Source organism: Desulfoluna sp. CYM3A (genome assembly GCF_056829965.1).
In genome coordinates, this window is the sequence record NZ_CP186556.1 from 5,272,117 (window position 1) to 5,297,637 (window position 25,521).

27 protein-coding genes are annotated in these 25,521 nt (G+C 61.8%); 9 read left to right on the forward strand and 18 right to left on the reverse strand.

The annotated features are described in order from the left end of the window. Positions 1-158: 158 nt before the first annotated feature. Both ACOYW1_RS26660 and ACOYW1_RS26665 read right to left on the reverse strand, forming a co-directional pair. Positions 159-3,176, reverse strand: coding sequence for a hypothetical protein (locus ACOYW1_RS26660; RefSeq protein ID WP_482420375.1), 3,018 nt, complete (start codon positions 3,174-3,176; stop codon positions 159-161). A gap of 86 nt (positions 3,177-3,262) precedes the next feature. Further along, the gene (locus tag ACOYW1_RS26665; protein ID WP_482420376.1) at positions 3,263-3,553 is read right to left on the reverse strand and encodes a hypothetical protein; all 291 of its coding nucleotides are present in this window, start codon (positions 3,551-3,553) and stop codon (positions 3,263-3,265) included. A gap of 403 nt (positions 3,554-3,956) precedes the next feature. On the opposite strand from ACOYW1_RS26665, the gene ACOYW1_RS26670 reads away from it, so the two are divergent. Next, entirely contained in the window at positions 3,957-4,376 is a 420-nt protein-coding gene (locus tag ACOYW1_RS26670; protein ID WP_482418463.1) for a hypothetical protein, read from the forward strand. Positions 4,377-4,548: 172 nt separating this feature from the next. Here ACOYW1_RS26670 and yhbY read toward each other — a convergent pair whose 3' ends face one another. Next, positions 4,549-4,878 carry a ribosome assembly RNA-binding protein YhbY gene (gene yhbY, locus ACOYW1_RS26675; protein ID WP_482420377.1) on the reverse strand — a complete coding sequence of 110 codons (330 nt, stop codon included), beginning with the start codon at positions 4,876-4,878 and terminating at the stop codon, positions 4,549-4,551. A gap of 503 nt (positions 4,879-5,381) precedes the next feature. Here yhbY and ACOYW1_RS26680 point away from each other — a divergent pair. Continuing rightward, on the forward strand, positions 5,382-6,002 hold the full coding sequence (locus tag ACOYW1_RS26680; protein ID WP_482418465.1) for a TetR/AcrR family transcriptional regulator: 621 nt from the start codon (positions 5,382-5,384) through the stop codon (positions 6,000-6,002). Between the two features lie 88 nt (positions 6,003-6,090). Here the strand turns inward: ACOYW1_RS26680 and pabB are convergent, their stop codons facing one another. The 7 genes from pabB to mtnA form a co-directional block, all read right to left on the reverse strand. After that, complete coding sequence (gene pabB / locus ACOYW1_RS26685; RefSeq protein WP_482423832.1) at positions 6,091-7,716, reverse strand: aminodeoxychorismate synthase component I; 1,626 nt, start codon at positions 7,714-7,716, stop codon at positions 6,091-6,093. Beyond that, a complete protein-coding gene (locus tag ACOYW1_RS26690) occupies positions 7,628-8,317 on the reverse strand; it encodes a hypothetical protein (RefSeq protein ID WP_482420378.1) in 690 nt (229 codons plus the stop codon). The genes pabB and ACOYW1_RS26690 overlap by 89 nt, the downstream gene beginning before the upstream one ends. 53 nt (positions 8,318-8,370) lie before the next feature. Beyond that, positions 8,371-8,961: an anthranilate synthase component II gene (locus ACOYW1_RS26695; protein WP_482420379.1), complete on the reverse strand. Its 591-nt coding sequence runs from the start codon at positions 8,959-8,961 to the stop codon at positions 8,371-8,373. A 309-nt stretch (positions 8,962-9,270) separates the two neighbouring features. Then, positions 9,271-9,957, reverse strand: coding sequence for an FHA domain-containing protein (locus tag ACOYW1_RS26700; RefSeq protein WP_180137976.1), 687 nt, complete (start codon positions 9,955-9,957; stop codon positions 9,271-9,273). A gap of 15 nt (positions 9,958-9,972) precedes the next feature. Then, on the reverse strand, positions 9,973-10,770 hold the full coding sequence (locus ACOYW1_RS26705) for a protein phosphatase 2C domain-containing protein (RefSeq protein ID WP_482423833.1): 798 nt from the start codon (positions 10,768-10,770) through the stop codon (positions 9,973-9,975). Between the two features lie 176 nt (positions 10,771-10,946). Continuing rightward, complete coding sequence (ahbB, locus tag ACOYW1_RS26710; protein WP_482418468.1) at positions 10,947-11,441, reverse strand: siroheme decarboxylase subunit beta; 495 nt, start codon at positions 11,439-11,441, stop codon at positions 10,947-10,949. Continuing rightward, positions 11,432-12,556, reverse strand: a complete 1,125-nt coding sequence (gene mtnA / locus ACOYW1_RS26715) for an S-methyl-5-thioribose-1-phosphate isomerase (RefSeq protein WP_482420380.1) — start codon at positions 12,554-12,556, stop codon at positions 11,432-11,434. The genes ahbB and mtnA overlap by 10 nt, the downstream gene beginning before the upstream one ends. 318 nt (positions 12,557-12,874) lie before the next feature. Here mtnA and mtnP point away from each other — a divergent pair, with 318 nt between their 5' ends. Together mtnP and ACOYW1_RS26725 are read left to right on the forward strand one after the other, a co-directional pair. Beyond that, positions 12,875-13,627, forward strand: a complete 753-nt coding sequence (gene mtnP / locus ACOYW1_RS26720) for an S-methyl-5'-thioadenosine phosphorylase (protein ID WP_482420381.1) — start codon at positions 12,875-12,877, stop codon at positions 13,625-13,627. 42 nt (positions 13,628-13,669) lie between these two features. Beyond that, the gene (locus ACOYW1_RS26725; protein ID WP_482418471.1) at positions 13,670-14,191 is read left to right on the forward strand and encodes an adenine phosphoribosyltransferase; all 522 of its coding nucleotides are present in this window, start codon (positions 13,670-13,672) and stop codon (positions 14,189-14,191) included. Here ACOYW1_RS26725 and ACOYW1_RS26730 read toward each other — a convergent pair. After that, on the reverse strand, positions 14,161-14,739 hold the full coding sequence (locus ACOYW1_RS26730) for an IclR family transcriptional regulator (RefSeq protein WP_482420382.1): 579 nt from the start codon (positions 14,737-14,739) through the stop codon (positions 14,161-14,163). The two genes, ACOYW1_RS26725 and ACOYW1_RS26730, sit on opposite strands and share 31 nt — an antisense overlap. After that, positions 14,667-14,972, reverse strand: a complete 306-nt coding sequence (locus ACOYW1_RS26735; protein ID WP_482420383.1) for a helix-turn-helix domain-containing protein — start codon at positions 14,970-14,972, stop codon at positions 14,667-14,669. Before ACOYW1_RS26735 ends, ACOYW1_RS26730 begins: the two co-directional genes overlap by 73 nt. A 341-nt stretch (positions 14,973-15,313) precedes the next feature. Between ACOYW1_RS26735 and ACOYW1_RS26740 the strand changes: the two genes are divergently transcribed. Both ACOYW1_RS26740 and tatC read left to right on the forward strand, forming a co-directional pair. Beyond that, positions 15,314-15,613 (forward strand): twin-arginine translocase TatA/TatE family subunit, encoded by a 300-nt coding sequence (locus tag ACOYW1_RS26740; protein ID WP_482420384.1) that lies wholly within the window; start codon positions 15,314-15,316, stop codon positions 15,611-15,613. Between the two features lie 13 nt (positions 15,614-15,626). Then, positions 15,627-16,430: a twin-arginine translocase subunit TatC gene (gene tatC / locus ACOYW1_RS26745; RefSeq protein ID WP_482420385.1), complete on the forward strand. Its 804-nt coding sequence runs from the start codon at positions 15,627-15,629 to the stop codon at positions 16,428-16,430. Positions 16,431-16,436: 6 nt separating this feature from the next. Here tatC and ACOYW1_RS26750 read toward each other — a convergent pair whose 3' ends face one another. Continuing rightward, entirely contained in the window at positions 16,437-16,961 is a 525-nt protein-coding gene (locus ACOYW1_RS26750) for a shikimate kinase (protein ID WP_482420386.1), read from the reverse strand. A gap of 407 nt (positions 16,962-17,368) precedes the next feature. On the opposite strand from ACOYW1_RS26750, the gene mobB reads away from it, so the two are divergent. Continuing rightward, positions 17,369-17,851 carry a molybdopterin-guanine dinucleotide biosynthesis protein B gene (gene mobB / locus ACOYW1_RS26755; RefSeq protein ID WP_482420387.1) on the forward strand — a complete coding sequence of 161 codons (483 nt, stop codon included), beginning with the start codon at positions 17,369-17,371 and terminating at the stop codon, positions 17,849-17,851. A 52-nt stretch (positions 17,852-17,903) separates the two neighbouring features. Here mobB and ACOYW1_RS26760 read toward each other — a convergent pair whose 3' ends face one another. From ACOYW1_RS26760 to ACOYW1_RS26770, 3 genes are read right to left on the reverse strand one after another with little or no spacing between them, the layout of a single operon-like run. After that, on the reverse strand, positions 17,904-18,812 hold the full coding sequence (locus tag ACOYW1_RS26760; RefSeq protein WP_482418475.1) for an MlaD family protein: 909 nt from the start codon (positions 18,810-18,812) through the stop codon (positions 17,904-17,906). After that, positions 18,809-19,522 carry an ATP-binding cassette domain-containing protein gene (locus ACOYW1_RS26765; protein ID WP_482420388.1) on the reverse strand — a complete coding sequence of 238 codons (714 nt, stop codon included), beginning with the start codon at positions 19,520-19,522 and terminating at the stop codon, positions 18,809-18,811. Before ACOYW1_RS26765 ends, ACOYW1_RS26760 begins: the two co-directional genes overlap by 4 nt. Before the next feature lie 14 nt (positions 19,523-19,536). Beyond that, positions 19,537-20,322, reverse strand: coding sequence for an MlaE family ABC transporter permease (locus tag ACOYW1_RS26770; RefSeq protein ID WP_482420389.1), 786 nt, complete (start codon positions 20,320-20,322; stop codon positions 19,537-19,539). A 130-nt stretch (positions 20,323-20,452) separates the two neighbouring features. Between ACOYW1_RS26770 and ACOYW1_RS26775 the strand changes: the two genes are divergently transcribed. Beyond that, positions 20,453-22,021: a SpoIID/LytB domain-containing protein gene (locus ACOYW1_RS26775; protein ID WP_482420390.1), complete on the forward strand. Its 1,569-nt coding sequence runs from the start codon at positions 20,453-20,455 to the stop codon at positions 22,019-22,021. 123 nt (positions 22,022-22,144) lie between these two features. Further along, positions 22,145-23,029, forward strand: a complete 885-nt coding sequence (locus ACOYW1_RS26780) for a hypothetical protein (RefSeq protein WP_482420391.1) — start codon at positions 22,145-22,147, stop codon at positions 23,027-23,029. A 71-nt stretch (positions 23,030-23,100) separates the two neighbouring features. Here the strand turns inward: ACOYW1_RS26780 and metK are convergent, their stop codons facing one another. Together metK and ACOYW1_RS26790 are read right to left on the reverse strand one after the other, a co-directional pair. Further along, entirely contained in the window at positions 23,101-24,273 is a 1,173-nt protein-coding gene (metK, locus tag ACOYW1_RS26785; protein ID WP_482420392.1) for a methionine adenosyltransferase, read from the reverse strand. 141 nt (positions 24,274-24,414) lie between these two features. Beyond that, positions 24,415-25,500, reverse strand: a complete 1,086-nt coding sequence (locus ACOYW1_RS26790) for an elongator complex protein 3 (RefSeq protein ID WP_482420393.1) — start codon at positions 25,498-25,500, stop codon at positions 24,415-24,417. Positions 25,501-25,521: the final 21 nt, after the last annotated feature.

Sequence of the window (25,521 nt, forward strand, 5' to 3'; positions counted from 1 at the left end):
CTCCGGCGGGCCACTTAAAAAACGCCGCAAAACCCTTCCGGGACGCCCCTGTTTTGTAACACGCCACGCATAAAAAAGCATGCGCCCCGACGGCCTCGCCGTTGGTCAATTCTCTGAAACCTCCCAACAAACACCCCAAGGGCCACTTCGGGGCCGGCTTAGGGCTCGAAGGGACGGTGCATTGCCGAGCCCGGGACCTGATAGGCCGGCGGAAGGCTCTTGAAGAGCCGGGGGTCTCCCACCCCGCCGCCCTGGGCGTGGGCCAGATCGGCCACGGGCAGGCCCACGGACTGCACGGAAAAGAGGTTGGCGCCTTCCTGGCGATAAAGGGTCCGCCGCCAGGGTTCGTAGTAGGGGGAGACCGCCAGGCTCCCGCCGTAGAAACCGGTGTTGCAGATCACCACGTTGCAGAAGAGGGTTTTGGAGAGGGCATCGGCCAGATGATAAAAGGAGTCGATGTCCCGGTTGTAGGCCAGAACAAAGAGGTGGTGGATCCGTCCCCGGTAGATGGCGTAGCGTTCCACGTCCATAAAGTCGTAGCAGATGCACACCCCAATGCGCCCGTAGGCACCGGCATCGATGATCCACACCGCCGGATCGGGCACAAAGGTGTTCCCGCTTTTTTGGATGCCGCTGGCCTCCGGAGGGGCCATAAAGCTCTTGCCGAACCAGAAGGTGCTGCACCGCCCGGCCCTTCGGGGGTTCAGCCAGTGCCTGGGAACCGTAACCACGGCCCGGTTGCGCACCTGCCGGGCCGCGGGGTCCACCAGGTAATCCACGCCGGTGACCACGGCCACCCCGCTTCGGACGGAGAGGCGTTTGAGGCTCTCCAGCCGGTGCACGGGAAGGGCCAGCTCCGGCATGATGATAAATGACGGCGCAGGCCCCGCCTGGGTGAGAATCCGGAACCCCTCCCGGATCTGGTGCCAGGCGCGATCTCCCTCGGCCCGGCTCATGCGGGGACCGTTGCGCCAGGCAGCCCGGGCATCGGTGGTGGTCTGGATAAAGCCCACCCGCATCATGGGCCGATACTCGCCCCGGGCAAAATCCCGGGCCGCGGTGGCGTGGTGGACCATGGAGACGGGTATCAGCTGCCGGGCGTGGCGGGTGCGGCCTCCGGCCTGATGGCCTTCCAGGGCCTGCATGGCACGTTCCAGCAATTCCATGAACTCGGGCAGCGCTCCGCACACGGGCGGATCAAGCCTTGCGTCGTCCCCTTGGGGATCGGCCCCCTGCCGCCTTAGGATCAGGGTCTCCAGCTGCCTGGGCTCCAGCACCCCCAGCAGGAGCCGCCTTGTTTCAGATGAGATGGAAAGGGACTCCACAAGGCCGTGAACGGGCTCATCCGTCAGATGGCCGAAGGCATGGGCCAGCCCCACCGGCAGGTCAAAGCGTCGCCGAAGGATGCCCAAAAGCAGAAGCGCCAGGCCCCGTGTGGCTTCCCAGTCCCGGGCCTTGTCTCCCAGGGCCTCCACCGGCGGCCCCCACGGTTCGCCTTGGGTGTCGGGAAGGACGCGGGGCAACTCCTCGGTCACCTGGTGGCGCCAGGCATCCCAGGAGGCTCCCTCGCTCCCGTGCCCTGCCCAGGACAGCGGAACAAAGACCTCGTTAGGCCGGAGAAAGCGCGGCCCCTGTGCCATAAGCCCACGGCACGCTTCCCGCACCACAAACAGGGCGGTCCACTCCGAGGCCCGGGGGTCGAACCCCTCAGCCGAATCCGGGGTCAGCCCCCCGACCCACTGCATCAGGGAGACCTCCCCCGGTGCAGGGGAGGGGACCTTGTGACCCAAACCGAAAGGCACCGGCCCCCGGGAACGATGCCTGGCCATGAAATGCCGAAAAGCGGCGACACCTTCAGGGTCCGGGTCTGCGGGCAGCCCTTTGGCCCGGAGCGGAGCCAGCCCAGCTTCCACAAGGAGTTCCCCTGCGGCGCACAGGGCCTCCCCCAACGCCTTTCGCGCCGAGTCCACCCAGGCAGGACCCGCTGCCCCAAAGGTGAGCCCTTCCCGGGCCACGGCCTCCAAAAAGCCCCGGGCATCGGCCCTGTAGCTCTCCAGGCGCCGGGCATCCAGAATCGTCTCCATGCAGATCCCCACTTCACGGGCCATCCGCCCCAGGACCAATGCGGTGAGATACGGGGCGTGGTCCCGGTCCAGGGGAAGGCGATCCAGGAGGGGAGCCAGGGAGGTGAATCCGCTTCGGCGCATATGGCCCAGGGCCCGGCTCCAAAGGGCCGGCACCCGGGGATTGCGCTCTGCTGCCTCCAGCAGGACCAGAAGGCTCCGCCGCCTCTGGCGAACCGATGCCGCGCGCTGACGGTAAAGGCGATGCCCCGCCTCTGCCTCGGAGACCTCGCCGCCGACCCGCTCCAGGGAGCAGACCACCGAGTGGTCGGGCTCCGAGGCATGGGCAGCCCGTCGCGAAAGAAGGGCCGAGGCAAAATCGATGCGCAGGCGCTCGGAGAGCCCTGTCCCGGCAAAGGGGTCGAGAAGCAAGGTCTCAAGGCGGGCGATGTAGTCCCGTTTCCCCGCGCGGTCAAGGAGGGTGTAGTCGGTGGTGTGGATAGAGGCCATGGCCTCCACGGGACGGGTCACTTCAGGCAGGGGGTTGATGGCGTCCAGCCGCACCCCGTGGTCGGAGTCCGCCCCCTTGGCGCCCAGGCCGGGGGGCAAGAGGGTATCGCGGCGGATGATCCCGAGCCCCTCTTTTGCCAGCAGGCTCTCATAAAGGTCGATCCACCGAGTCAGGCGCCGGGCATCCCGCGCAATGATCACGTGCTCCAGGTCATGGCGAAAGTGGGCCACAGCCCCCTTCATGCCCTCGGCCTCCAGAGCGGCCTCTGCGCTGCGGTCCGCGGGGAGCATGCGGACATTGTGGAGAAACCCGGAGACAGAAAGCTCCTCCGGCACCCCGTGGCCCCCAAAGGAGAGCATGCGCTGCAGGAGCTCAACCGTCTCCTCCCCAATGTGGGAAGAGACCGAGGCAAACCCTCTGAGCGCTGCGGCCACAGGATCTGCAGCCCCGGTGTCCAGGGCAAAGCTGGCCCAGTGAAGCCGCCTCACCGGTCCCTCGCCCGGGGCCCCGGTAAGGTAGGGGGTTGATTCATCCAGCAGGATCCGCCCTTCGTCCCCCCGGAAAAAGCCGGGGATATCCAGCTCGCTCTGGAGGCCGGTCATGGCCCGAGTCGCCTGGAGGATATGGCGGCGGTAGGCCGGCCAGACCCGTGTGGGGTGGCGGTACAAAAGAGCCGTCTGCGTCGATACTACCCACCCTTCCGGAACCGGGCCATGCCCCCGCTGCGATGGATCCACTCGGACCGGTGCAGTCGGCTCCCGTAGCTCCACCGGGGCATAAGGGCTTCCACCCGGGGGCCCATGGCCTGGACCAAGGCCACCCAGAGGACCTGGTCCAAGGTGTCGATGAGGCATCCTGTGCCGGACGGGGTTTTCACCGAAGTAAAGGGACGGGGAGAGACATCGCCGTCGGCAAGCCGTGCCTTCAGCGCCTCCACCACGGCCGGAGCCTTTGCGGCCATGCGGACCAGAGCCCCCACATCCGCCCGCTGCCCGTGCCAGATTTCGTGCCGGGCGAAGGTCGCCGCGTAGAACGCCCCGGTAAAGGTTCTCCGTGTAACCGGCCTCTTCCAACACCCCGCACCCCATGGTTTCCCTCCCGGTAGAACATCCTTGCCGTATTGCCGTTTCTTTTATGTCGGTTACCCCTATACACCGGAAATCCCGAGACATCAACGGCCAATAAACACCTGCCTTGACACCGCGGCGAGCCATCTTTTATACTCCCCATTTACATGCAAAGTACCTTATAAAAACCCACGGCCCTGCACCCACAGCGCCGATTACTTACGGGCCAGGGCAAAAAGCAGCGAGACCCACGGCCAGCCCGGGCCGTCTTCCTCTCTTTCTTTTTCCCAGACCCCATCACCAAGGAGCCCGACCATGACCGATTCGACCATTCTCGATGCCGTAAACGCCTTCGCCGAAAGCTGGACCGAGACGGATACACGCATGAAAGAAGCCTTCCTCAGCCTCAAAGACTATCTGAACACCAAAGAGGGCGTCACCCTGGATTTCCACAGCCGCCCCGGCGTCAGCTACTCCCTCAGGGCACGCCACGCGGCCCAGACCGACCGCGACCTCTTCGTCATGGTGGATGTCATTGACGACGACCCGGCCGAGCGCTGGCTCTCCGTCTGCTTTTACGGGGACATGATCACCGACCCGGACGAAGAGGGGGACCTCATCCCCGACGGCCTCAAGGGAAGCGACGGCTACTGCTTTGACATGGACGAGTTCGACGCGGACAAGCTGGCCTACCTCAAGGCCCGCTTTGACGAAGCCTGCACCAACGCAGCGTAATATCGTTCGTAACCTGCCTTCAAGGTGGCACACCTTGCCGCCGGAGGCAGCTTTTCAGGCGTTGAGTCGTTCCGTCCGCCCAAATAAAAAAAGGCGGGTGCCCTTTTCGGGGCCCTCGCCTTTTTTTGATCAATTATCAAGCCTGATTCGTCGGAAATCCGCCGGTATGCGGCTATGCCGGAATATCCTTCCGTGTTTTGGGTACCACGATATGCCTCTTTTTCGGGTCCTTGTGGGGGCGGTAAAAGATCGACATGTGACCGATCATTCCGGCCAGGCAGCTGCCCGTGCGCTCCTTCAGCTCTTCGGAGAGTGTCTCTTTGGACTCCTTCTCCTTGAAATCGATGAACTTGACCTTGATCAGCTCATGGGCGTTCAAGGCCTCTTCCATGGAGAGGATCACAGCATCGGTCACCCCTTTTTGTCCCACAAAGACCACCGGCTTGATACCGTGGGCCAGGCCCCGCAAATATTTTCTCTGAAACCCCTGTAGTTCTTTCACTTTTTTGTCTCTCCCGGGCCCTTTCGGGCTTTATGGTTCCGGCATCTCGCCGGTGTGTGCGTGACGTACCGATGGCTCCGGCAAAGGAGCCCATCGTATCCGTTGTTCAACCGTCTGTCCGCGGCCTTGTCTTCGAAGCATAACCCCAGCCCAGGGCAGGGGAAACAGCCAAAAAACGCATCATACATTTGCCCGCGTCCCATGGCAAGGCAACCCTGTCAATTCTCCTTGATAAGTCACATTCCGTCTGGTATACTGGTGTTAACTTTACGGTATATCGTTTTCATTTCTGGAAGCCATTACACAGCTCAGCTCAGCTCGAATCCTTCCAAACAGCGATATCTGTCATTAGAGGTTTTATCAAAGCCCCTTCCACACAAGCTGGATCAATCCGTCACAATTCGGAGCTGTACCTTCCTCTATGGATATTTTTGCGCACGATGGAAGTGACCGCTTGCATGCGGGTAAGGGAAGTTTAAACGCAACAATCAGGATTCTTGGACATGATGGACAATAAATCAAAGTTTCTCAAGCTGAAAGAAGGAGAGCGGGAGGCTCGACGAGAGATTCTCATTGAAGCCACCCTGGAACTTTTCGGCAAGAAACCCTTCGATGAGATCGGCGTCAGGGACATTGCAGCCGCTGTCGGCGTCTCCCCCGCATCGATGTACCGGTATTTCCCCAGCAGGGAAGATCTCTTTGTGGAGGCCTTCATCAAGGACCTCCGGGAGATGGAAAAGTGGCTCGGGAATCTGCTGGAATCAAACGAGGAACTCACCCTGGAAGAGTTCTCGGAATCGCTGATCAGGTACCTGATCGACCGAGAGCCCACCTTCCAGATGATGAGCTACCTCATGATCAAGGGGTCCATGACCCCGGACCTGCTCCGCAAATACAACGGCGTCCAGCGCGCCATGCTGAACAAATTTGAGAAGGTGCTCCAGCGCAACGGCATTGCCTGTGCCGACCGCATCCACGCCCACGCCTTCTACGCCTCCCTCAACGGCATCCTGATGACCTTCAGGAACTACCCCGGCAGAACCCGTGAAGAGATCGAAAAGCACGTCAACCGACTCTCCGCCCTCCTCTGCAAGATGCTTCGGGCCGCCAGCATCGACGATTAGCCGCCCGGACCATGCCCGGTTACCCGAGGCACCCCGCCAAGCAAACCAAGCAGGCCGAAAGGCCTGCTTTTTTGTTTGGTCAGCCACCTCACCGAATCCCCAGCTCCGCATTCATATCCGCGCATAGCCCTGTCACCGCCCCTTTCACAGCCTGCCCATCCACCTCAAGAATCGGCACCGCCCCCATGAGGGCGTTGGTGGCCACCACCCCGTCCATGGCAACCAGATCGACCGCAAGCAGCTCCTCTGTCTCTGCTGCTGCTGCTGCTGCGGGATCAGGATCCCTGGAGCTGGGCACCCCGGGAAGCACATGGGGCGAGGCAGGAAGGATCACCCGGCTCCCGGACAGGGCAAGCAGGTTGGCCGTGGCCAGCTCCGACACTGAGTTGTCTCCGTTCATCAACAGGGCTTCATCAGCCCCCATGCCCTCGGCATAGGTCAGGGCCTTGAGACTCAGAAGGTAGTTCAGGCTCTTGTGATCGGCCAGGGAGGTCATCCGATGCGAAGGAAAGGAGACCACGCTGAGCCCCGGCTTCTGCACCACCTCCAGGCGGTGGGTATACGGACGGGCCGTGACGGCCACGTGACCGCCGAAGGCCTGGCTCTGATCCTCCCCCTGCCCCAGCATGATCTTGACCGCCGCGGTCTTTCCGGCAAGTCCGTTGGCCTCCACAACCTCCAGGATAATGGCCTCCCAGGTCAACTCGGGCAGGTCTCCCCCGAAAAGCCCGGCCCAGCTTTTGTGAAGGCGTGACAGGTGGTGGCTGAGAAAAGGAACCCTGCCCTTTTCCACACGCAGGGTCTCAAACACCCCGGCCCCGTACTGCACGGCACGGCTCATGACGGGAAACCCCGCCCCTGTTGCCGACGTCAGGCGACCGTCCAGCCACACCATCGTCTCCCGGGCCTTTCCCTTGCGATGCCCGGTAAAGGCGTTCATGAGGGTCTCTCCTTTGTGGAGGGTCTCATGGAACTCCGCCTCGGGGTCGGAGTCGTAGACCACCCCGCCCCCCACGGAAAAGTTCACCCGCCCTTCGCAGAGGGTCGCGGTGCGGATGGCGATGGACAGGTCCATGGTGCCGTGGAAGCTCAGGTACCCCATGGACCCGGTGTAGACATGGCGGCAATCGCTCTCCAGCTCGTCGATTATCTCCATGGAGCGGATCTTGGGGCAGCCCGTAATAGACCCCCCGGGAAAGGTGGCCCGGAGCAGATCCACGGCATCGGCGCCGCGATCAAGCTCTCCCTCCACAGTGGAGACAAGGTGAAAGACGTTTTTGTAGGCCTCCACCTTCTTGTGCCGGACCACGGAAACACTCCCCGCCCGGCACACCTTGCCGATGTCGTTGCGCATCAAATCCACGATCATGGAGAGTTCGGCGTCATCCTTGGGGCTGGTCTCCAGCTCCCGCTGAAGGGCCGCATCCTCCTCCGGGGTCTTGCCCCGGGGACGGGTGCCCTTGATGGGCCGGGACTCCACGGCCTGTCCCTCCAGCTTGAGGAACCGCTCCGGGGAGGTGGAGACAATCTGGTGGGAGCCTGCCTGGACATAGGCGAAAAAGGGCGCGGGGTTGGCGGCAAAGAGCTCCGTGAACAGGGCGTAGGGATCTCCGGTAAAGCCCCCTTCAAACCGCTGGGACATGTTGACCTGATAGATGTCCCCGGCACGGATGTACTCCTTGATCCGCTCGATGGCGGCCATGTAGCCGGGCATGTCGAAATTGGATGTGAACCCACCGATACCCCCGAAGCGCCCCGGGGCAGGGGCAGGGCCTTTGAGCCGCTCCAGGAAGGCCTCTTCGGTGCGGCCCGCCTCTTCCCGGCTTGCCGCCGTCACCCAGAGAGAGACCTCGCCGTGACGCAGTTTCCACCAGGGCCTGTGGGGCGGCAAACCAGAGCTGGGGCAGCCTTCGGCGGTCCAGGGTGGTGCGGGGCAGTTTTTCCACGGCATCTTTGAGGTCGTAGGCAAGGTACCCGAAAAGACCGGAGGCCACCGGCCCCCAATCGTTCTCTCCGTCCAGGGGAAACCGCCGGGACAGGGCCCGCACCGCGTCAAAGGGGTCGGCGGTGAAGCGCTCGGTGCGCCCTTTTACGGCAAGGGTCATCTCCTCACCGTACCCGGAAAGGGTCAGAAAGGGCATGGTGGCCAGCATATGATATCGGGCGGAGTCGAGTTCTCCCCCGCTGAGCAGCACCACGGTGCCCTCGTCCCGTGCAAACCGGGAGGCAAGGATCTCAAAGGGTTCTGTCAACGTCAGCGCTCTGCGCGTGATCACCAGGCCGTGGGGCCATGAATTGAAAAGCCTGTCCAACACCGTGGGCCTCCCTGCTTCCGCCGGGCTGAAACCGGCGCCATGAATTTTAACGGCTATGCATGCCCCTTCAAGGGGCCGAGATTGAGAAAGTTGGCGACCATGGTCCGGCCGTGATCGGTCATGAAGCTCTCCGGGTGAAACTGCACCCCCCACAAGGGGTGATCGCGGTGGGCAAGGCCCATGATCACCCCGTCTTCGGAGTGGGCCGTGATCTCCAGGGGGGCCTCGTCGGCCATCTCCACCATGAGGGAGTGGTACCTTGCCACCCGCACCGGGGAGGGCACGTCCTTGAAGACCCCCGAGCCCGTATGGGCCACAGGGCTCTGCTTGCCGTGGACCGGCACCGGGGCACGGACGGTTTTCCCTCCGAAGGCCTCGTTGATGGACTGCATGCCGAGGCAGACCCCCAGGATGGGTACCCGCCTGTAAAAGGCACGGATCATGGGAATGGAGATCCCGGCGTGGGCCGGTGATTTGGGCCCCGGGCTGATGAGAATGTAATCGGGGGAAAGGACTTCGGCCTGGCGCAGGGAGATGGCGTCGCTTCGGAACACCTTGGTGGTGAGCCCGGGGATGCCCTTGAACATCTGGACCAGGTTGTAGGTAAAGGAGTCGTAGTTGTCGACGACAAGCAGTGTGGCCACGTCCACCTCACTCTTTGTTGAAAAAAGCCTCCGGCGGCCCTGCCGGGGGCTAAACTTTTAAAAAGTTTAACAAACAGGTCATAAAAAAAATAGTTGCATGAATGCCGTTTTAAATGCGGAAGTGATTTGCCCCGAGGAACGAGGGGCAAATGACTTCCGCTACCTGCTTTCAAGGTGGCACACCTTGCCGCCGGAGGCTGTTTTTTGGAGCTGAATAGTTACAAGAATTTTAAATGCAGGTCTCTCCTGCAAAATCGGTTGCCACATGTCACACATGACGCCAATGCATTCGCCACAGGGTTTCAAACGCTACATAAAAAGGGACTCCCGGTAGACAAACTGGATGCGCATGGCACCAATGTCCACGGTGTCGAACTCCCGGAGCTTCAACGAGGTCTTCAAGGGCTCGCCGTTGACTTTGGGACGCTTGAAGCCGCTGATGTAATTCACCTGGAACCCCTTGGGCATCTTGCTGATGGTAAAGGAGACCTTGCCCACGCCAAAGCCCGAGACCACGATATCGCACACCGGGTCCTTGCCCACCTTGGTCACTTTTTTGGTCAGGGGGATCTCGCCGCTTCCACCCTTGAGAACGGAGAGGTAGGCGTTGACGTCTGCCGAGGGAACCGAGGTGCGATGCCTGCCAGCGTCCATCACCACGGTCTTGTCCAGGGGCGCCCGCTCCTTTTCCGGCCGGGCCTCTCCTTTGGCGTACCCGAAAATCAACCGGTGCCGCCCGATGACGATGCTGTCGCCGTGCCGGAGCTGGCTGGTCGTGATCATGATGCTGTTTAAAAAGGTGCCGTTGGTGCTCTTGAGGTCGGTGATGAAATAGCCGCCTTCCAGGCCGTCGATCTTGGCATGCTTTCCCGACACCGCGGCGTTGTCGATCACCACATCGCTTTCCGGGTGCCGGCCGATGGTCAGGCTTCCCCCCGGCTCCACCCTGTGTCGACTGATCACCCGATCTTTGTACTGCAACTGAACTACCGGCATCGAATTATCCTTTCATCATGCCCCATGGCGCCGTGCGCTCGTTTTCATACCTGGCAAAAAGGGCCCGAACACCCGGCGCAGCCATCCTGAAACGGCCCCTTTCGCACCCACCGTCACCACCATCACGGTGATGTTGTCGTCCCCGCCCCGGGCCTTGGCAAGCTCCACCAGGGACCGGGAGGCCTCTTCTGCGGACTGCTGACACACCGTCAACAGAATCTCCTCCTCGGAAACCAGGTTGCTCAACCCGTCGGAGCAGATGACAAAGCGATCCCCGCCATAGCACTGGCTCTCGCACACGTCGGCCTGCACCTCCCGGTCCACTCCCACGGCGCGGGTCAACACGTGGTCGCCCTCCTTGGGGAGGGTGTGGGGCACGGACACCATCTCGATGGCCTGGCCGTGGACGCAGTAGACAGGGCTGTCTCCCACGTTGGCCGCCACAAAAGTATCTCCGCAGATCCACACCGCCGATACCGTGGCCCCCATGCCCTCGCATTCGCTCCGGCGACGGGCCTCGTCCCACACCTTCCGGTTGGCATAACCGATGGCGTCCACGAGGCATGCGGCCTGACAGGAGAGCCCGGAGTCTGCAGGGGCCAGCGCCCCTCCTTTCCGGGGCGCCTCCCGCCGGATGTATTCCTGCATGCCCTCCACCACCAGGCGGCTTGCCACGTCCCCGGCCCTGTGCCCCCCCATGCCGTCGGAGACCACATAGAGCTTCAGCGCATCGCAGCCGAAAAAGGCGTCTTCATTCCGGGATCGCCTGCATCCCGTATCGGTAAGGGCGACATGTTCCACATGCATGGTCATCAAGCCTTTTCTCATCACAGGGGCGCCCCGGCTCACCGGAACGCCGTCAGGAGATTGGGTATCCAAAGGGCTCACAAAACATTTAAGGAGGGGGTCGGCTCGACCAGGTGACAAGGTAATACGTCCAAACACCTTAAACAAGCCAAAACGACCATTCTTACGGGGTCAGCCAGGCATCAGGCTCCTGCCGACGCCCCGGGCTGGGAAAAGTAGGTCATGGAGATCTTCTTGAGCTCCCGCTTGCTGAAGAGCACCCGGTAGACAGCCACCCCGGCCTGCTCCGAGATCCGGCGCGCCGTGTCGAGGCAGGCCTCTTTGCTGGTGGCGTGGATCATGGTGTAGAGGTTGTAGGGCCACGCCTCGGCCGGGTTTCGCCGGTAGCAGTGGGACACCTCTTTGTAGGTGGCCATGGTGGACCCCACCTCTTCCACCCGGTCCTCCTCCACCTGCCAGGCCACCATGGCGTTGGCGGTGAACCCCGACTTCTGGTGGCGCAGGGTGGCCCCGAAACGGCGGATGAGCCCCTTGTCGTTCAGCCCCTGCAGGACCTCAAGGAAGGCCTCTTCACTCATGTTAAGCCCAGCGGCCAGCTCCCGGTAGGGGTTTTCGCACACGGGGATGTCCCCCTGAATGGCTGAGATCACCTGTTTTTCCTGATCACTTAGCGACATGACGCCTCCTTTCCCTTCTCGGGAAAAAGGCCCAGGACCCCTTCCCCACTGGCCTCGCACAGGCCCCGTTCGGTGATGAACCCCGTCACCAGGCGGGCCGGGGTGACGTCAAAGGCGTGGTTTTCGCAGGCAGACCCTGCGGGGGGTACCAGCACCTGTACCAGCTTGCCGTCCACCTTTCCCTGGATGTAGCGGATCTCATCGGGGTTGCGTACCTCAATGGGAATCTCGCCAACCCCGTCGTTCATCTCCCAGTCAAAGGTGGAGGAAGGAAGAGCCACCCAGAAGGGGATGTCGTTGTCTTTGGCGGCCAGGGCCTTTAGGTAGGTTCCGATTTTGTTGGCCACGTCCCCGGTCCAGGTGGTGCGGTCGGTGCCGGTGATGACCAGGTCCACCATGCCGTGCTGCATGAGATGGCCGCCGGCATTGTCGGCAATGACGGTATGCTTCACCCCGTGCTTGCCCAGCTCCCAGGCCGTCAGCCGGGCTCCCTGGTTCAGGGGCCGGGTCTCGTCCACCCAGACGTGGACATCGATCCCCCGGTTGAATGCCTCGTAGATGGGGGCGGTTGCCGTGCCGTACTCCACACAGGCCAGCCACCCGGCGTTGCAGTGGGTCAGGATGTTGACGGTCTCCCCGTTTTTTTTCTTGCTGATGGCCTCAATGAGGGAGACGCCGTGCTCTCCGATGAGGCGGCAGTTCTCCGCCTCCTCGTCGGTGATGGCGGCAGCCTCTTCCCGGGCCGTGCGCACCCGTTGGCCCTCGCCTTCCACGGCAGCGATGCGCGCCGTCATGCGATCCACGGCCCAGGCCAGGTTCACCGCCGTGGGGCGCGAGGCCTTGAGGCGGTCGGCCTCGGCCTGCACCCAGGCATCAGAGACCTCTCCCCCCGGGGCGTTGATGCAGGCGAGGTACACACCCCAGGCACCGGTGGCGCCGATGAGGGGAGCCCCCCGGACAAACATCTCCCGGATGGCATGGATGGTGTCGTCCACGTCCTTTAAAGGAGCAATCACCAGCTCGTGGGGGAGCATCCGCTGATCAATCACATGAACTTCCAAAGGGTTGTCGCTGCTGAGCCAGATGGGGCGCATTTCTTTGCCGTCTACCTTCATAGGGACCTCATATCTATCGTGGGCTCCCCCCTGTCCGGGGGTGAGCAAAGGGGCTGGAACAAAAATATTGTCTCATATCACGTATTAACGTATAAGCCTTATTACCATAATTCAAGGGCCTCGTATAGCGGTATCCGGCGGTTTTCAAGGGAATCCGGGCCACCGGAGCGTCACCGGCCCCGCCCTTTCGGCCGCACGATTGAGTGAAAACCGAACGGGTTGACAACCCCTCGGGAGCCGGCCTTGGCGCGTCATGATTTCTCAGCGCATCGCCCATGCACCGACACGAGGCCACAGACATTCCCTAAGGAGATGCACATGATTCAGGTGGGTATCATCGGCGGATCGGGACTCGACGATCCGAACATCCTGCAACAGGCCGAGGAGGTCACCCTCACCACCCCCTACGGCGCGCCCTCGTCCCCCATCACCCGAGGCGTCATCGACGGGTGCCGGGTCCTGCTCCTGGCCCGTCATGGCCGACGGCACCAGTACAGCCCCAGCCAGGTGAACTACCGGGCCAACATCCACGCCTTGAAAGAGATGGGCGCCACCCACATCGTGGCCACCACGGCCTGCGGCAGCCTGCGCGAAGAGATCGACCGGGGCCACTTTGTGATCCTGGACCAGTTCATCGACTTCACCCGCAAGCGGTGCAACACCTTCCACGAAGACTTTTCCGGAGGCGCCGTCCACACCGGCATGGCCACCCCCTTTGATGCCCATCTTCGCAAGGTGCTCTACGAAACCAGCATGACCCACGGCAACCACACCCACGAAAAAGGGACCGTGGTGACCATCGAAGGCCCCCGCTTCTCCACCCGCGCCGAGTCCAGGATGTTCCGCGCCTGGGGCGCCGACGTCATCAACATGAGCGTGGCCACCGAAGCGGCCCTGGCCAACGAAGCCGGTATCCCTTACGCTGCCGTGGCCATGAGCACCGACTACGACTGCTGGAAAGAGGACGAGGCCCCCGTCTCCTGGGAGGAGATCCTCGAGGTCTTCCACAAGAACACCGACCGGGTCAAAGGGCTTCTCACCAAAGCCATTCCCAGGATCGGCACCCCATAAAAAAACAGTAAATATCGATATAACCCCATGTCAGGAAAGAGCATGAACATCAAAGAGACCATTCGTTCCATCCCCGGCTGGCCCATCGAGGGCGTTATTTTCCGGGATATCACCACCCTTATGCAGGACCCCGAGGCCTACCGCAAGGCCTGCGACCTCTTTTACGAACGCTACAAGGACAAAGGCATCCAGAAGGTTGTGGGCATCGACGCCCGGGGCTTTGTCTTCGGAGCGGTGCTGGCCTACCAGCTCGGCGTGGGCTTTGTGCCGGTGCGCAAAAAAGGCAAGCTGCCCTGGAAAACCATTGAGGAGTCCTATGCCCTGGAGTATGGGGAGGCCGAAGTGGAGATGCACGAAGACGCCATCGAAAAAGGCGAGAAGGTGGTGATCATCGATGACCTCATCGCCACCGGCGGCACCATTGAAGCCGCCATCAAGCTGGTGAACAGCCTGGGCGGGGATATCGTGGAGTGCGGGTTTATCGTGGAGCTTCCCGACCTGGGCGGCCGGGCCAAAACCGGGGACACGCCCATCTACGCCATGTGTGAATTCGAAGGCGACTGATCGGGAACCGATTCCGGGGTAAAGCCCAAAGCAAAGGAGATCTCGCCGGCCGTCCGCATCACATCCGTGGCAATGGCCGGCACCTCCTTGGATTCCAGAAGCTCCGGGGAACCGGAGACGCTGATGGCGGCCACGGCCCGACCGGTGTGATCAAAAAGAGGAGCGCCGATGCAGGCCAGGCCCATGATGTACTCCTCGGACTCCAGGGCGTAGCCCCGGCTCCGAACCGTGGCAAGCTCCTTTCTCAGGGCCCCCTCGTCGGTGAGGGTCTTGGGGGTCAAAGGGGTCATCCGGGTGCGATCAAAATAGGCGTCAAGGGCATCCACAGGCAGGGTGGAGAGCATGGCCTTTCCCACGGCCGAGCAATAAGCCGGGACCTTGGGGCCCAGGTTGGTAAAGGGAAGGGAGGGGTCGTTGGGCAGCTGGTTCAAGGTCACCAGGGCCATGCCCCGATCCCAGATGGCAATGCGGGACATCAGGGCGGTCTGCCGTGCCAGGCGCCGTGCCGCAGGGCCGCCGATCTGGTTGACCCTGAGGTGGCTGACCACGCAGGTCCCCAGTTCATACACCCTGAGGCCCAGGGCGTACTTTTTCGTCTCATCGCTCTGGCTGAGGAACCCCTCATCGGCAAGATTGGGGTCCCCAGGCCGTGGATGGTGGGCTTGGCAAGGCCCAAAAGGCGGGCCATATCGGTGATGCCCAGGGAAGGCTGGGACGGAGTAAAGAGGGAGAGTATGTCAAGTGCCCGTTTTACCGATTGAATTGCCATGATCGCCTCCATACAGCACAAAAACCGTTTCAGACGGCGCCCGACAGCGGCGCACCCAACCCAACCCCTTTATGTTTCAGCCAATCCCTTGTAGTACATTCCCCGGACCCCTGTCAATCGGACCCCAAATCTTTCCCGTAAATCACTCAAATGCCCTCAGCTGCGGACAAGCGCAGCGGAAACGTTTTTGCGGAGTTTTTTTCAAAAAGCGACCCGCCTGAGGCAGCGGAATTGTTAAATGCGTTCACCCTGTAGCCGCGGCCCTTCACCTTGACACCGCCCCCCAAAACAAGTACAACCGTCCTTGCGTTTTACCCGAGACAACTCTCAATTTTTTCAAGGAGATGACCACCATGTTTGGAATGGGGATGCCCGAAATCCTCCTGATCATGGCCGTGGCACTCATTGTCATCGGCCCGAAAAAGCTGCCGGAACTGGCCAAGACCCTCGGCAGAGCCTTTGGAGAATTTCGCAAGGCAACAAGCGATCTCAAGGAGACCTTTACGGTGGACTTAGAGACCCCTTCCACCGAAAAGGCCGGTGGTGAAATGAAAAAAGTGACCCTGGCCGCCAAAGACGACGCCTCCCCCGACACGGAAACGCCGAAACAGACCGAGGGTTCACGTTCATCCTGCCCCCGAGATCACCTATAAAGAGACACGGATCATGCAGGAAGAGGACAAACTCCCGTTTACCGAGCACCTGGACGAGCTGAGAACCCGGCTCATCCGCTGCTTCATCGCCATCGCCATCGGAGCGGCCGTCGCCTACGGCTTCAAGGAGGTGATCTTCGACCTCCTCACACGCCCCCTCATCGAGGTGCTTCCCAAGGGCGACGCCATCATCTTCACGGGTCTGCCCGAGGCCTTTTTCACCTACCTCAAGGTCTCCCTCCTGGCCGGACTGCTTCTGGCCAGCCCGGTGATCATCTTCGAGATCTGGATGTTCATCGCACCGGGTCTCTACAAGCGGGAAAAATGGGTCATGGCACCGGCCGTCCTGCTCTCCGTCGTCTTCTTCACCGGCGGCGCCCTGTTCGGCTATTTCTTTGTCTTCCCCTTCGGGTTCAAGTTCTTCCTGGGCTTTGCCTCGGAGTCGTTGCGGGCCCTGCCCACCATGAAGGAGTACCTCTCCTTTGCATCCAAGCTGCTCATGGCCTTTGGCCTTGCCTTTGAGCTGCCCATCTTCATCACCATCCTGGCCGCCCTGGGCCTGGTGACCCCTGCCTTCCTGCGTAAAAACCGCAAGTACGCCGTGGTCTTCTTCTTTGTCTTCGGGGCCATCCTCACCCCGCCGGACGTGGTCACCCAGATCCTTTTGGCCACCCCCATGATCCTCCTCTACGAGCTGAGCATCTTCGGAGCCATGGCCTTTGGGAGGCGGCCCCTGGGCGCTGCCGATGAGGATGAGGAGCCCGAAACCGAGCCCCCGATCCAAAGCGATGAAGACGCCCCCAAAGAGGACGCCTAAGCGGATCTACCGCCAGGCTTCGCCTCCCCTCTTGATCAAGGCCACGTGGATGGCGTCTGCCACCCCGGACGGGGTGAGGCCGTCGGTGGGAATCACGATGTGAGCGCGCCCCATGTACAGGGGATGGCGCTCCTGGTAAAGGCTCTCCACGCTCATCCCCGGCTGGATCACCACGCCCCGGGCGCCCAGGTCGCTGAGCCGCTCCATGAGAACGGAAAGGGGGGTGTGAAGGTAGACGATGACCCCGTCTGTAGCCAGGTGGTCCATGGCCCTCTGCCCGTAAATGACACTGCCCCCGGTGGCGATGACCGTGCCGGTGACCGCCATCTCGCACAGACGCCCCTCTTCAATCTCCTTGAATCTGTCCAGCCCCTCCTCCCGGATAATCTCCGAAAGACGCCGCCCCTCGCACGTCTGGATGTAGACGTCGCTGTCGGTGAAGTTCAGGCCCAGGCGCTTGGCCAGAATCACCCCCACGGTGCTCTTGCCCGCGGCGGGCATGCCGGTAAGTACCACGTTTTTCTTTATCATGCGTTGCGCTCCTGACATTACATCTCGTGAATCCAAAGCCTTCAAGGGGGCCAGAATACCCCATTGCCTCCGCGCTTTCAAAGGATCCTTCCCAATGCACAAAAAAAGATGTCGGTGAGGCCAAAACCCGGGGTCCAGAAGCCTCCGGCGGCCCTGCCGGGGGCCAAACTTTTGAAAAGTTTGACAAACAGGTTTGATTTTTTCGGACGCGTCGCAACCGGCCATAGCCCCTCTTATTTTTGCGGAGCTTTTTTCAAAAAGCGACACGCCGGAGGCAACGGAATTGGTCAATGCGTTGGCCCTGCCCCGGGGCCTCATTGGCCTTGACAAGGCCGAAGGCCATCTTTTAGGGTAGCGATGTCCCTGCCCGTCGGCAGCGGCCAACCATCCAAACCAAGGACAAAAACATGGCTGTCACCCTCTCCATCGTGGGCACATCGGGGTCCGGAAAAACCACCCTCATCACGCGCATCATCCCCCTGCTGCAGCAAAAAGGCTTTCGGGTGGGCGTCATCAAGCACACGGCCCACGGGTTTTCCATGGACCACGAAGGAAAAGACAGCTGGAAACACCAGCAGGCCGGAGCCGACGCCGTGATGGTGGCCTCGGAGACAGCCTACGCCCTGGTGAAAAAGGTCACGCCCGTGCGGCTGGAAGAGCTGGAAGGACAGATGGCGGACCTGGACCTCATCATCACCGAAGGCTACAAGGGCTCGGCCCGCCCCAAAATCGAGGTCCACAGGCGGGAAACGGGAAAAGCCCCCTTAAAAGGCCTCACCAGGCTTGTGGCCCGCATCACCGATGCCCCCCAGGCAGACGGCCTGCCCACCCTGGATCCGGACGATCCCCAGGGCGTCGCCGACTTCATTGCCGAGACCTTTCTGGCATAAAAAAGCCACCGGCATGCCTGCCGGTGGCTCCAAAGCGATTCTCCCCCATGGGTCAGGGACGGCTCCCCGCGTCCTGCCCCTTCACCTCGGGTCCCGGGGGCAGGTTGCCCCGGATGAGGATGCTCTTTTTAAGGGATTTTACCACCTCGTCGATCTGCTCCACCCCCACCCGGATCTCCTCAATCCCCTTGACCGTTGTCTCGGTGATGGTGGGCACGTCCCGACTTCCCACCTCCACGTTTTCAAGGACCTGCTGCAACAGGGCGATGTTGGTCTGGATCTCCATGCCGATCTCGTGGACCTTCTCCAGGTCCCGATCCACCAGGTCCACGGTGTGGGGCACCTTGTCCACGGCCACGGCCAGGCTGTCCAGGATGGCCCCCACGCGAACCTCCACGGCGTTCAAGGAGTTGTTGATGCTGTTCAAGGCCTCAAACAACGGCCCTTCGGGATCCCGGAGCAGGGTGGCCACCTCCGAGACATCCTGGACGGCCCGGATCACCTTCTTGGCGGTCTCTTCCACCTCAAATTTTGCCAGGAGGTCGGCCACGGACGGCTGCTCTTCCGAAGAGATCTCCTCGTCTGCCAGGAGCTCGGGCGACTCCGGGGTGCCCGGGGTGATTGAGATGTACTTGTTGCCGATGTAGTTGACGCTCTGGACCGTGGCAACGGAGTCTTTTCGTATGCGCGGGGCGTATTCGGCAAAAATGGCCATGCGCACGTGGACCACATTGCCCACGAGGCTCACCTCCGTCACCTTGCCGATATCGGCATTGAAGAGCTTCACCGCCGCATTGGTCTCCAGGTTGTAGCTCTCTTTAAAGGTGGTGAAGTAGGTCACCTTCTCCCGGAACCAGTCCTTGCTCCGGCCGATGGCCAGCACGGTGAGGGCCAGAAGGATCATGATGGAGAGCATAAAGGCCCCCACCACCTTTTCGCGGGTATCGTAGCGAACAATCATGGTGCCAGCTCCTTTACGAGCGTGCCGTTTTCCAGGCGAAGATCCAGGGGGGTCAGCTCTTTGCCGAACCCGCGGTAGTTGGTGGTGTAGACAAACACGCCCCCCCGCGAGAGGACCTTCCGGATCTCAGCGATGAAGCAGGAGAAATACCCGCGCCCCACAAACTCTTCCGGGTACTCGGCCAGAAAGAGCAGGGGCTCCTTGAGAATGTCCCGCACGGCGATGGCGCGCCGCTGCTCCATGGCGCTCACCAGCTCCGGGCAGAAGGCAAGGGCGTCCTGGATGCCGAAGGCCCTCACCAGCTCCTCCTTGAGCCCCTGGTGGCGGACGAGGTCCGTGTCGCTGAAATAGTGGGCCTGATAATCGAGATTCTCCTCCACGGTGCGGTTTCTCACCATGGCAGCCATGGGGTAGAGGTACCCGATCCTGCGCTTCACCGGAAGAAGCTTCTCATACCAGGTAAAGGGCAGCTCTTCGCCGCCAAAAAAATACCGGCCCCGGGTGGGCCAGCTCAAGGTGGCAAGGCACCGAAGCAGCAGGTGGGCGTCGGCCGGATTGTCGGCGGAGAGATGAACCGCCGCCCCGGGGGGCAGGGAGAGGTCCAGGTCGGTAAGGGTCCTGCCCTTCCAGGTGTCCTCCACCGAAAGATTCGTCAACCGGACCACCGGTGTGGGATCTGTACCGGCATCCCCGGCGGCAGGTGTCGACATGGGCATGGCATCCTCTACAGGTAAAAAACGATGGAGACAAAGGCGTTGACCAGCATGCAGGCAAAAAAGCTCTCCACGGCGGCCCGGGAAACACTCACGGGGATACGGGAGACCTTGCGGACGGTGGTGTAACCGTGGAACAGGCTCACCACCGTGATAATCAGGCCAAAGAGCAGTGCCTTGACAAGGCTCACCACCAGGTCGGTGCCGCTGATGGCCTTGGCCACCTGAAAGATAAAGATGTCCCCGGACTGACTTGTGGTGGCCCAGGCCACCACCTGGCCACCAAACAGGGCGGCTAAGTCAAAGACCACGAAGAGGCAGACCACCGCCGAAGTGATGCCCGTGAACCGGGAGTAGGAGAGAACCCACATGGGATCCACCCCGGACATCTCCATGGCTTCGATCTCGTTGAACACGGTCATGCAGCTCATCTCGGCGGTGACGGCCGTGGCCGAGCGCAGGATGACCACCAGGGCGGTGATGAGGGGGCCGATCTCACGGACAACGAGGATGACGGCGGCCTTTCCGAGCTCAAACTCCCCGGAGACCTTGGTAAACTGAATGATCATGGCGCTGCCCACGAGCAGGGCCAAGGGGATGATCAGGGGCAGGGCCTGGACAGCCGTAAAGTAGATCTGCTCCACCACCGCCCGCTTCACCTGGGCACGCCCGTCGGCCGGGCGCCTCACCAGAAGTGTGAGAATACGCAGGGTAAAGGCGGCCCGAACCAGGGCCATCCCCACAAAGTCCAGGGTGACTCGCCCGACATAGCCGCATGTTCGTCCGATCCATTTCAACGCAAGCCCCTGTGGATTGGTTGTCAATATCCGCATTATCCGCTACTCTTGTTCTGCCGGAAAAGTATAGTCAATTCAATCGACAAAGATCAACCGATTTTAACCGTTTCACCCGGAGGGAACTCACCCCATGATTCGCCTGAAATACCTTGTCACCCTCTGCCTGCTCCTGTTCGTCGTCCCGCCCGTCTTTGCAGCATCCGCACCCCGCTACGACCTCTTCGAAGAGGCCTCCGGCCTCCTTGAACAGGGCAGTTCCCTCGAAGCCGCGGCCCTTTACCGACGCATCCTGGAAGGCAGCACCGATCGAGAGGAACGCGCAAGGGCCCTTCTCTTTCTCTCCGTTCTTTACAGCCGTAACCTGAACCTGCCTGACACGGCCGTGGCCTGCCTGGAACAGATCGAGACCACCTACCCCGACACCGCGGTGATCATCGACGCCCGCTTTGCCCTGGGGGCGGTCTCCTACCGCAACAGCCGCTTTGCCGAAGCCGTGACCCACTTCCAGCGTTTTGTGGAGCTCTACCCCGAGCACATGCGCAGCTCCTCGGCCCGGGCCTGGCTGCGCCAGGCCGAGATCCTGGCCGGTGAACAGCCCGCACCGGAGGCCCAGGACAAAGCCATGGCAAAACTCCCGGAAAAGGTCCGGGTCCTGCTTCGCCACCAGGTGGACCAGGTGATCCTCGGCCGAACCGGTGAGCCCATGACCGTGCTTCGGGACGGCACCCCCCTGTTTGAAGGCAACGGGCCGGTCACCGTCACCACCGGTCAGGACGGCCTGGTGGTCAACGGGGTCGTGGCCGGCAACCTCACCCTGACCTTGGGGCCCGGCTCCGGGCGCCCCCGGGTGGACGGACACGCCTACCGCGGCGAGGTGACCCTCTGGCCGGATGAAGAGGGCATCACCGTGGTCAATACCCTGCCGGTGGAAGAGTATCTCTACGGGGTCCTCCCCAAAGAGATGAGCCCCCTCTGGCCGGAAGAGGCCCTCAAAGCCCAGGCCGTGGCCTCACGCTCCTACACCTACCACACCCTCCTCAACCGCAAGGCCCACGCCCGCTTTGACCTGGAGGCCACCACCGCCTTTCAGGTTTACGGTGGCGCCGATGCCGAGACCCCGGAGACCACCGCCCCGGTGGACAGCACGAAGGGACACTACCTCGCCTTTCAGGGCCTGCCCATCATCGCCTGCTTCCACGCCAACAGCGGCGGCATGACCGAAAGCGCCGACGCGGTCTGGGGAGCGGCCCTTCCCTACCTGCAGGGGGTCAAGGACAGCTTCAGCCGACTGGCCCCGGACGCCTGCTGGACAGGGGAGATCGGCGCCGACAGCATGGTCAAAAAGTTGTGGGAAAAGGGGTACCGCCCCGGGGGAATCATCTCCCTGGAAACCAGTGAGCCCTCCCCTTCCGGCCGCAACGGCCGGGTGATCATCAGCACCTCCCGGGGACGCCTTGAGCTCACCGGCAACGAATTCAGGCTGGCCATGGGCCCCGAAGTGATCAAGAGCGCCCGGTTCTCGGTCACCCGGAAAAAGAGGCACTTCACCTTCGAGGGGTGCGGCTACGGTCACGGTGTGGGCATGAGCCAGTGGGGGGCTCGGAAAATGGCCGCGTCCGGGTTCACCTACGACACCATTTTGCACCACTACTACAAAAACGTCTCGCTGGTCACCATTGACAAAGAAGGGGTTCGCTGATATCGGGTTTTTGCGAACCACGACACGGGCCCCGTCAAAAGACCCCGGAATCGGTGTTTTTTCCAAGGGCCCTTCGGTTTTCCCCTGAGCGGTATTGTCTACGACCTTTTTATAAGGCCCGTCATGAAACGACGCCTGATGACCCTTGTTCTCCTGGGAGCGCTGACGCTCCTCTCTTCCGGGCCCCTCTTCGGTGCCGCGGGCCAGGGGATAACAGAAAACTTTGATCACGGCCTCATCGACTGGAGCAACGGCTCGGTGCGGGCCGAAGGGATGCATGCCCCCAATGAGAAGGCCGGGCAGCCTGCCTCCCCCGAAGCAAGGGAGCATTACGTCAACCGGGCCGTTGAGGCGGCCCGGTCCAACCTTTCGTCTATCCTCCGGCACCTGACCATCCACGGCGACACCACCGGCGGTGATGTCATGGGAGCCAGCCGGGAGGTGGTCGCCCAGGTGGACCTGATGTTCCTGTCCACCCCCATGACGGAAAAACGGTTCCTCACGGACGGTTCCGTCCAAGTCACCCTCACCCTCCCCCTCAGGGGAGCCTTCTCCCAGCTCATCCTTCCGGAAGAGATCCGGCAGATCAACCCCATCAGGCCGTTGTTCACGTCCGAAGCCTCGGATGCCCTTTCCACCCACGACGCCTATACCGGCCTCATCGTCGATGCCCGAGGGGTAGACGTCATCCCCGGGCTTGCCCCGCGCGTGGTCACCGAATCCGGGGAAGAGGTCTACGGCCCCACCGTCATCAGCCGGGAATACGCGGTCCAGCGCGGGGTGGCTGTCTACGAAAGCTCCCTGGCCCGGGCCGGCCAGGGCCTCTCCGCCGGAGAGAACCCCCTCATGGTCACCGGCATCGGCACCACCGAGGGCGCCCGCACCGACATCATCATCAGCAGCCAGGACGCCGCCCGCATCCGCTCAGACGTCTCCCACACCACCTTCCTCAGCCAGTGCCGGGTCGTCATTGTCCTGGACCCACCCCCGGACAAGCGCCGGAAATAAAAAAGGGGCGCCCCCATGAGGGAGGCGCCCCTTTAATAATCTACCCGTCAGACCCGTGATACGGCAAAACCTCAGATACCGGCTTTCTCCCGGAGGATGTCCACCTTGTCGGTGCGCTCCCAGGTAAAGCCTTCGCTGTCGGTACGTCCGAAGTGGCCGTAAGCCGAGGTCATTTTGTAAATGGGCTTCAGAAGGTCGAGCTGCTCGATGATGGCTGCCGGGCGCAGGTCAAAGACCTCGCGGACAATCTCAGCGATGCGCTCCTGGGGGATAACCCCGGTGCCCATGGTGTCCACGAGGACAGAAACGGGCTCGGCAACACCGATGGCGTACGCCACCTGGACCTCGCACTCCTTGGCAAGGCCAGCGGCCACGATGTTCTTGGCGATGTAACGGCCCATGTAGGAGGCGCTTCGGTCCACCTTGGAGGGATCTTTTCCGGAAAAGCAACCGCCGCCGTGGCTTCCTCGGCCGCCGTAGGTATCAACGATGATCTTACGGCCGGTGAGGCCGCAGTCGCCCATGGGGCCACCCACAACAAACCGCCCGGTGGGGTTGATGAAGAAGCGGGTCTTGTCGTCGATCATCTCAAGGGGGATGACCTTGAGCACCACCTCTTTGATGATGCCTTCCTGAAGGTCTTCGTGGCTCACCTCGGGGGTGTGCTGGGAAGAGACCACCACGGTGTCCACGCGCGTAGCTTTTCCGTCTTCGTATTCAATGGTGACCTGGGCTTTTCCGTCGGGGCGAAGGTAGGGAAGCACGCCGGTTTTCCTCACCTCGGCAAGGCGCTGGGTGAGTTTGTGGGCGAACACCACGGTCATGGGCATAAGCTCAGGGGTCTCGTCGATGGCGTAGCCGAACATCAGGCCCTGGTCGCCGGCGCCCTGGTCCTTGAAGAGGCCTTCGCCTTCGTTAACGCCCTGGGCAATGTCTTCGGACTGCTTGTCGATGCTGGAGATCACCGCACATGTCTGCCAGTCGAAGCCCATGTCCGAGGAGTCGTAGCCGATCTCGCGGATGGTGTCCCTGACAATCTGGGTCATGTCCACGTAACAATTGGTGGTGATCTCACCGGCGATAAAGGCCATGCCGGTGGTGACCAGGGTCTCGCATGCAACCCTGCATCGGGTGTCCTGGGCCATGATGGCATCCAGGATGGAGTCGGAAATAGCGTCGGCCACCTTGTCGGGGTGACCCTCCGTTACGGACTCCGAAGTAAAAAAGTAGTTTGCGTTGGTCATTCTCTGCTCCTTTGGAACACTTGAAATCTAAATCGCTTCGTATGAATCGACCGGTGTCTGTCGGGCGGGAGTCAGATGAGCAGGCGTCCCGGTTGGCTTGAGTTTTCATGGAAAGCACTGCTGATCATCCGATGTTCTTTATCAACTTTCCAGATCTTTTGCAAAGCATTGTCGTACCGAGTCCACCACCCAGCCGCCTGCGGCCAGAGAGCTCTCGGCCAGGGTATCGTCCAGGGCCACCTCAATACCGGCAAGGCCGTATCGCGCCTTAAGGCTTTCCAGGGTGCTGTTTTTATTCCCCCGAAGGCGCGAGGCGCTTTTGGGATGAACGCGAAACACGGGGGCATCGCCCGGTGAAAAAAGCCGCCGGGCAAGGGCCTCGGCCATGTCCAGAAACCGCGCGCTGTGGACCAGATGCCCGAAGGCGGGGTGATGGGGCCCGGCCAGAACATGGGTCAGGCGCATCTCCTCACTGTCCTGGAGGCCCATGCGGATCACAGGGATATCTCGTCGGGCAGCCATGAGCCACGCCTCCTTGCCCCGCTGCACCGCCTCTTCCAGGGCAAGGGGCTCATAGCGCCCGTCACGCCAGAGGGCGGCCAGGCCGCTGCCCTTCAGGACCACGGTGGGGTAGATGCGAATGCCCTCGGGATCGAGGTCAAGGATGCGCTGAAGGGAAGAGCGAAAGAGGGCCGGGGTCTCCCCGGGAAGACCCAGCATCATCTGAAGAATGGTGACGTACCCCTTTGCCTTTAACTGTGCTGCGGCGCTCTCGGTGTCTGCGGCCGTATGGCCCCGGGTGCTGGCCGTGAGCACGGCATCTTCCATGGACTGGGCCCCGAGCTCCACCGTGGTGACGGGGTACCCGGCCAGAAGCTCAAGGGTCTCCGGTGTGACGGTGTCGGGGCGGGTGGAAAAACGAATCCCCTGGATACGCCCTGCCTTGACGTAGCCATGGGCCAGGTCCAAGCAGGCCCTCACCGTTTCAAAAGGCAGCCCCAGAAAGGTGCCCCCGTAAAAGGAGATCTCCACGGGATGGCGGTTTGCAGACCATTCCAGCCATCGCTCGATCTCCCCTTCCATGGCGGCAAGGGAGGGCATGGCAGGGGCGCCTGCGCGCTTTAGCCCGGTGACAGCATGCTGGTTGCAGAAGATACAGTGGTGAGGGCATCCCGCATGGGGAATAAAGAGGGGAACGACAAAGGGGCGGGGGGTGTCGGCGGCCATGGGCGGGTCACCGACGGCTCA

Bases quoted from the DNA above. Each gene is read 5' to 3' on its own strand.
- ACOYW1_RS26680 (WP_482418465.1), top strand. From the start codon at position 5,382: ATGATGGACAATAAATCAAAGTTTCTCAAGCTGAAAGAAGGAGAGCGG.
- mobB (WP_482420387.1), top strand. From the start codon at position 17,369: ATGGCTGTCACCCTCTCCATCGTGGGCACATCGGGGTCCGGAAAAACC.
- mtnP (WP_482420381.1), top strand. From the start codon at position 12,875: ATGATTCAGGTGGGTATCATCGGCGGATCGGGACTCGACGATCCGAAC.
- ACOYW1_RS26750 (WP_482420386.1), bottom strand. From the start codon at position 16,961: ATGATAAAGAAAAACGTGGTACTTACCGGCATGCCCGCCGCGGGCAAG.
- ACOYW1_RS26700 (WP_180137976.1), bottom strand. From the start codon at position 9,957: ATGCCGGTAGTTCAGTTGCAGTACAAAGATCGGGTGATCAGTCGACAC.
- ACOYW1_RS26660 (WP_482420375.1), bottom strand. From the start codon at position 3,176: ATGACCGGCCTCCAGAGCGAGCTGGATATCCCCGGCTTTTTCCGGGGG.
- ACOYW1_RS26735 (WP_482420383.1), bottom strand. From the start codon at position 14,972: ATGGAGGCGATCATGGCAATTCAATCGGTAAAACGGGCACTTGACATA.
- ACOYW1_RS26705 (WP_482423833.1), bottom strand. From the start codon at position 10,770: ATGACCATGCATGTGGAACATGTCGCCCTTACCGATACGGGATGCAGG.
- ACOYW1_RS26760 (WP_482418475.1), bottom strand. From the start codon at position 18,812: ATGATTGTTCGCTACGATACCCGCGAAAAGGTGGTGGGGGCCTTTATG.
- ACOYW1_RS26740 (WP_482420384.1), top strand. From the start codon at position 15,314: ATGTTTGGAATGGGGATGCCCGAAATCCTCCTGATCATGGCCGTGGCA.
- ACOYW1_RS26790 (WP_482420393.1), bottom strand. From the start codon at position 25,500: ATGGCCGCCGACACCCCCCGCCCCTTTGTCGTTCCCCTCTTTATTCCC.
- mtnA (WP_482420380.1), bottom strand. From the start codon at position 12,556: ATGAAGGTAGACGGCAAAGAAATGCGCCCCATCTGGCTCAGCAGCGAC.
- ACOYW1_RS26765 (WP_482420388.1), bottom strand. From the start codon at position 19,522: ATGTCGACACCTGCCGCCGGGGATGCCGGTACAGATCCCACACCGGTG.
- metK (WP_482420392.1), bottom strand. From the start codon at position 24,273: ATGACCAACGCAAACTACTTTTTTACTTCGGAGTCCGTAACGGAGGGT.
- ACOYW1_RS26775 (WP_482420390.1), top strand. From the start codon at position 20,453: ATGATTCGCCTGAAATACCTTGTCACCCTCTGCCTGCTCCTGTTCGTC.
- ahbB (WP_482418468.1), bottom strand. From the start codon at position 11,441: ATGTCGCTAAGTGATCAGGAAAAACAGGTGATCTCAGCCATTCAGGGG.
- ACOYW1_RS26670 (WP_482418463.1), top strand. From the start codon at position 3,957: ATGACCGATTCGACCATTCTCGATGCCGTAAACGCCTTCGCCGAAAGC.
- pabB (WP_482423832.1), bottom strand. From the start codon at position 7,716: ATGCCCGGCTACATGGCCGCCATCGAGCGGATCAAGGAGTACATCCGT.
- tatC (WP_482420385.1), top strand. From the start codon at position 15,627: ATGCAGGAAGAGGACAAACTCCCGTTTACCGAGCACCTGGACGAGCTG.
- ACOYW1_RS26725 (WP_482418471.1), top strand. From the start codon at position 13,670: ATGAACATCAAAGAGACCATTCGTTCCATCCCCGGCTGGCCCATCGAG.
- ACOYW1_RS26780 (WP_482420391.1), top strand. From the start codon at position 22,145: ATGAAACGACGCCTGATGACCCTTGTTCTCCTGGGAGCGCTGACGCTC.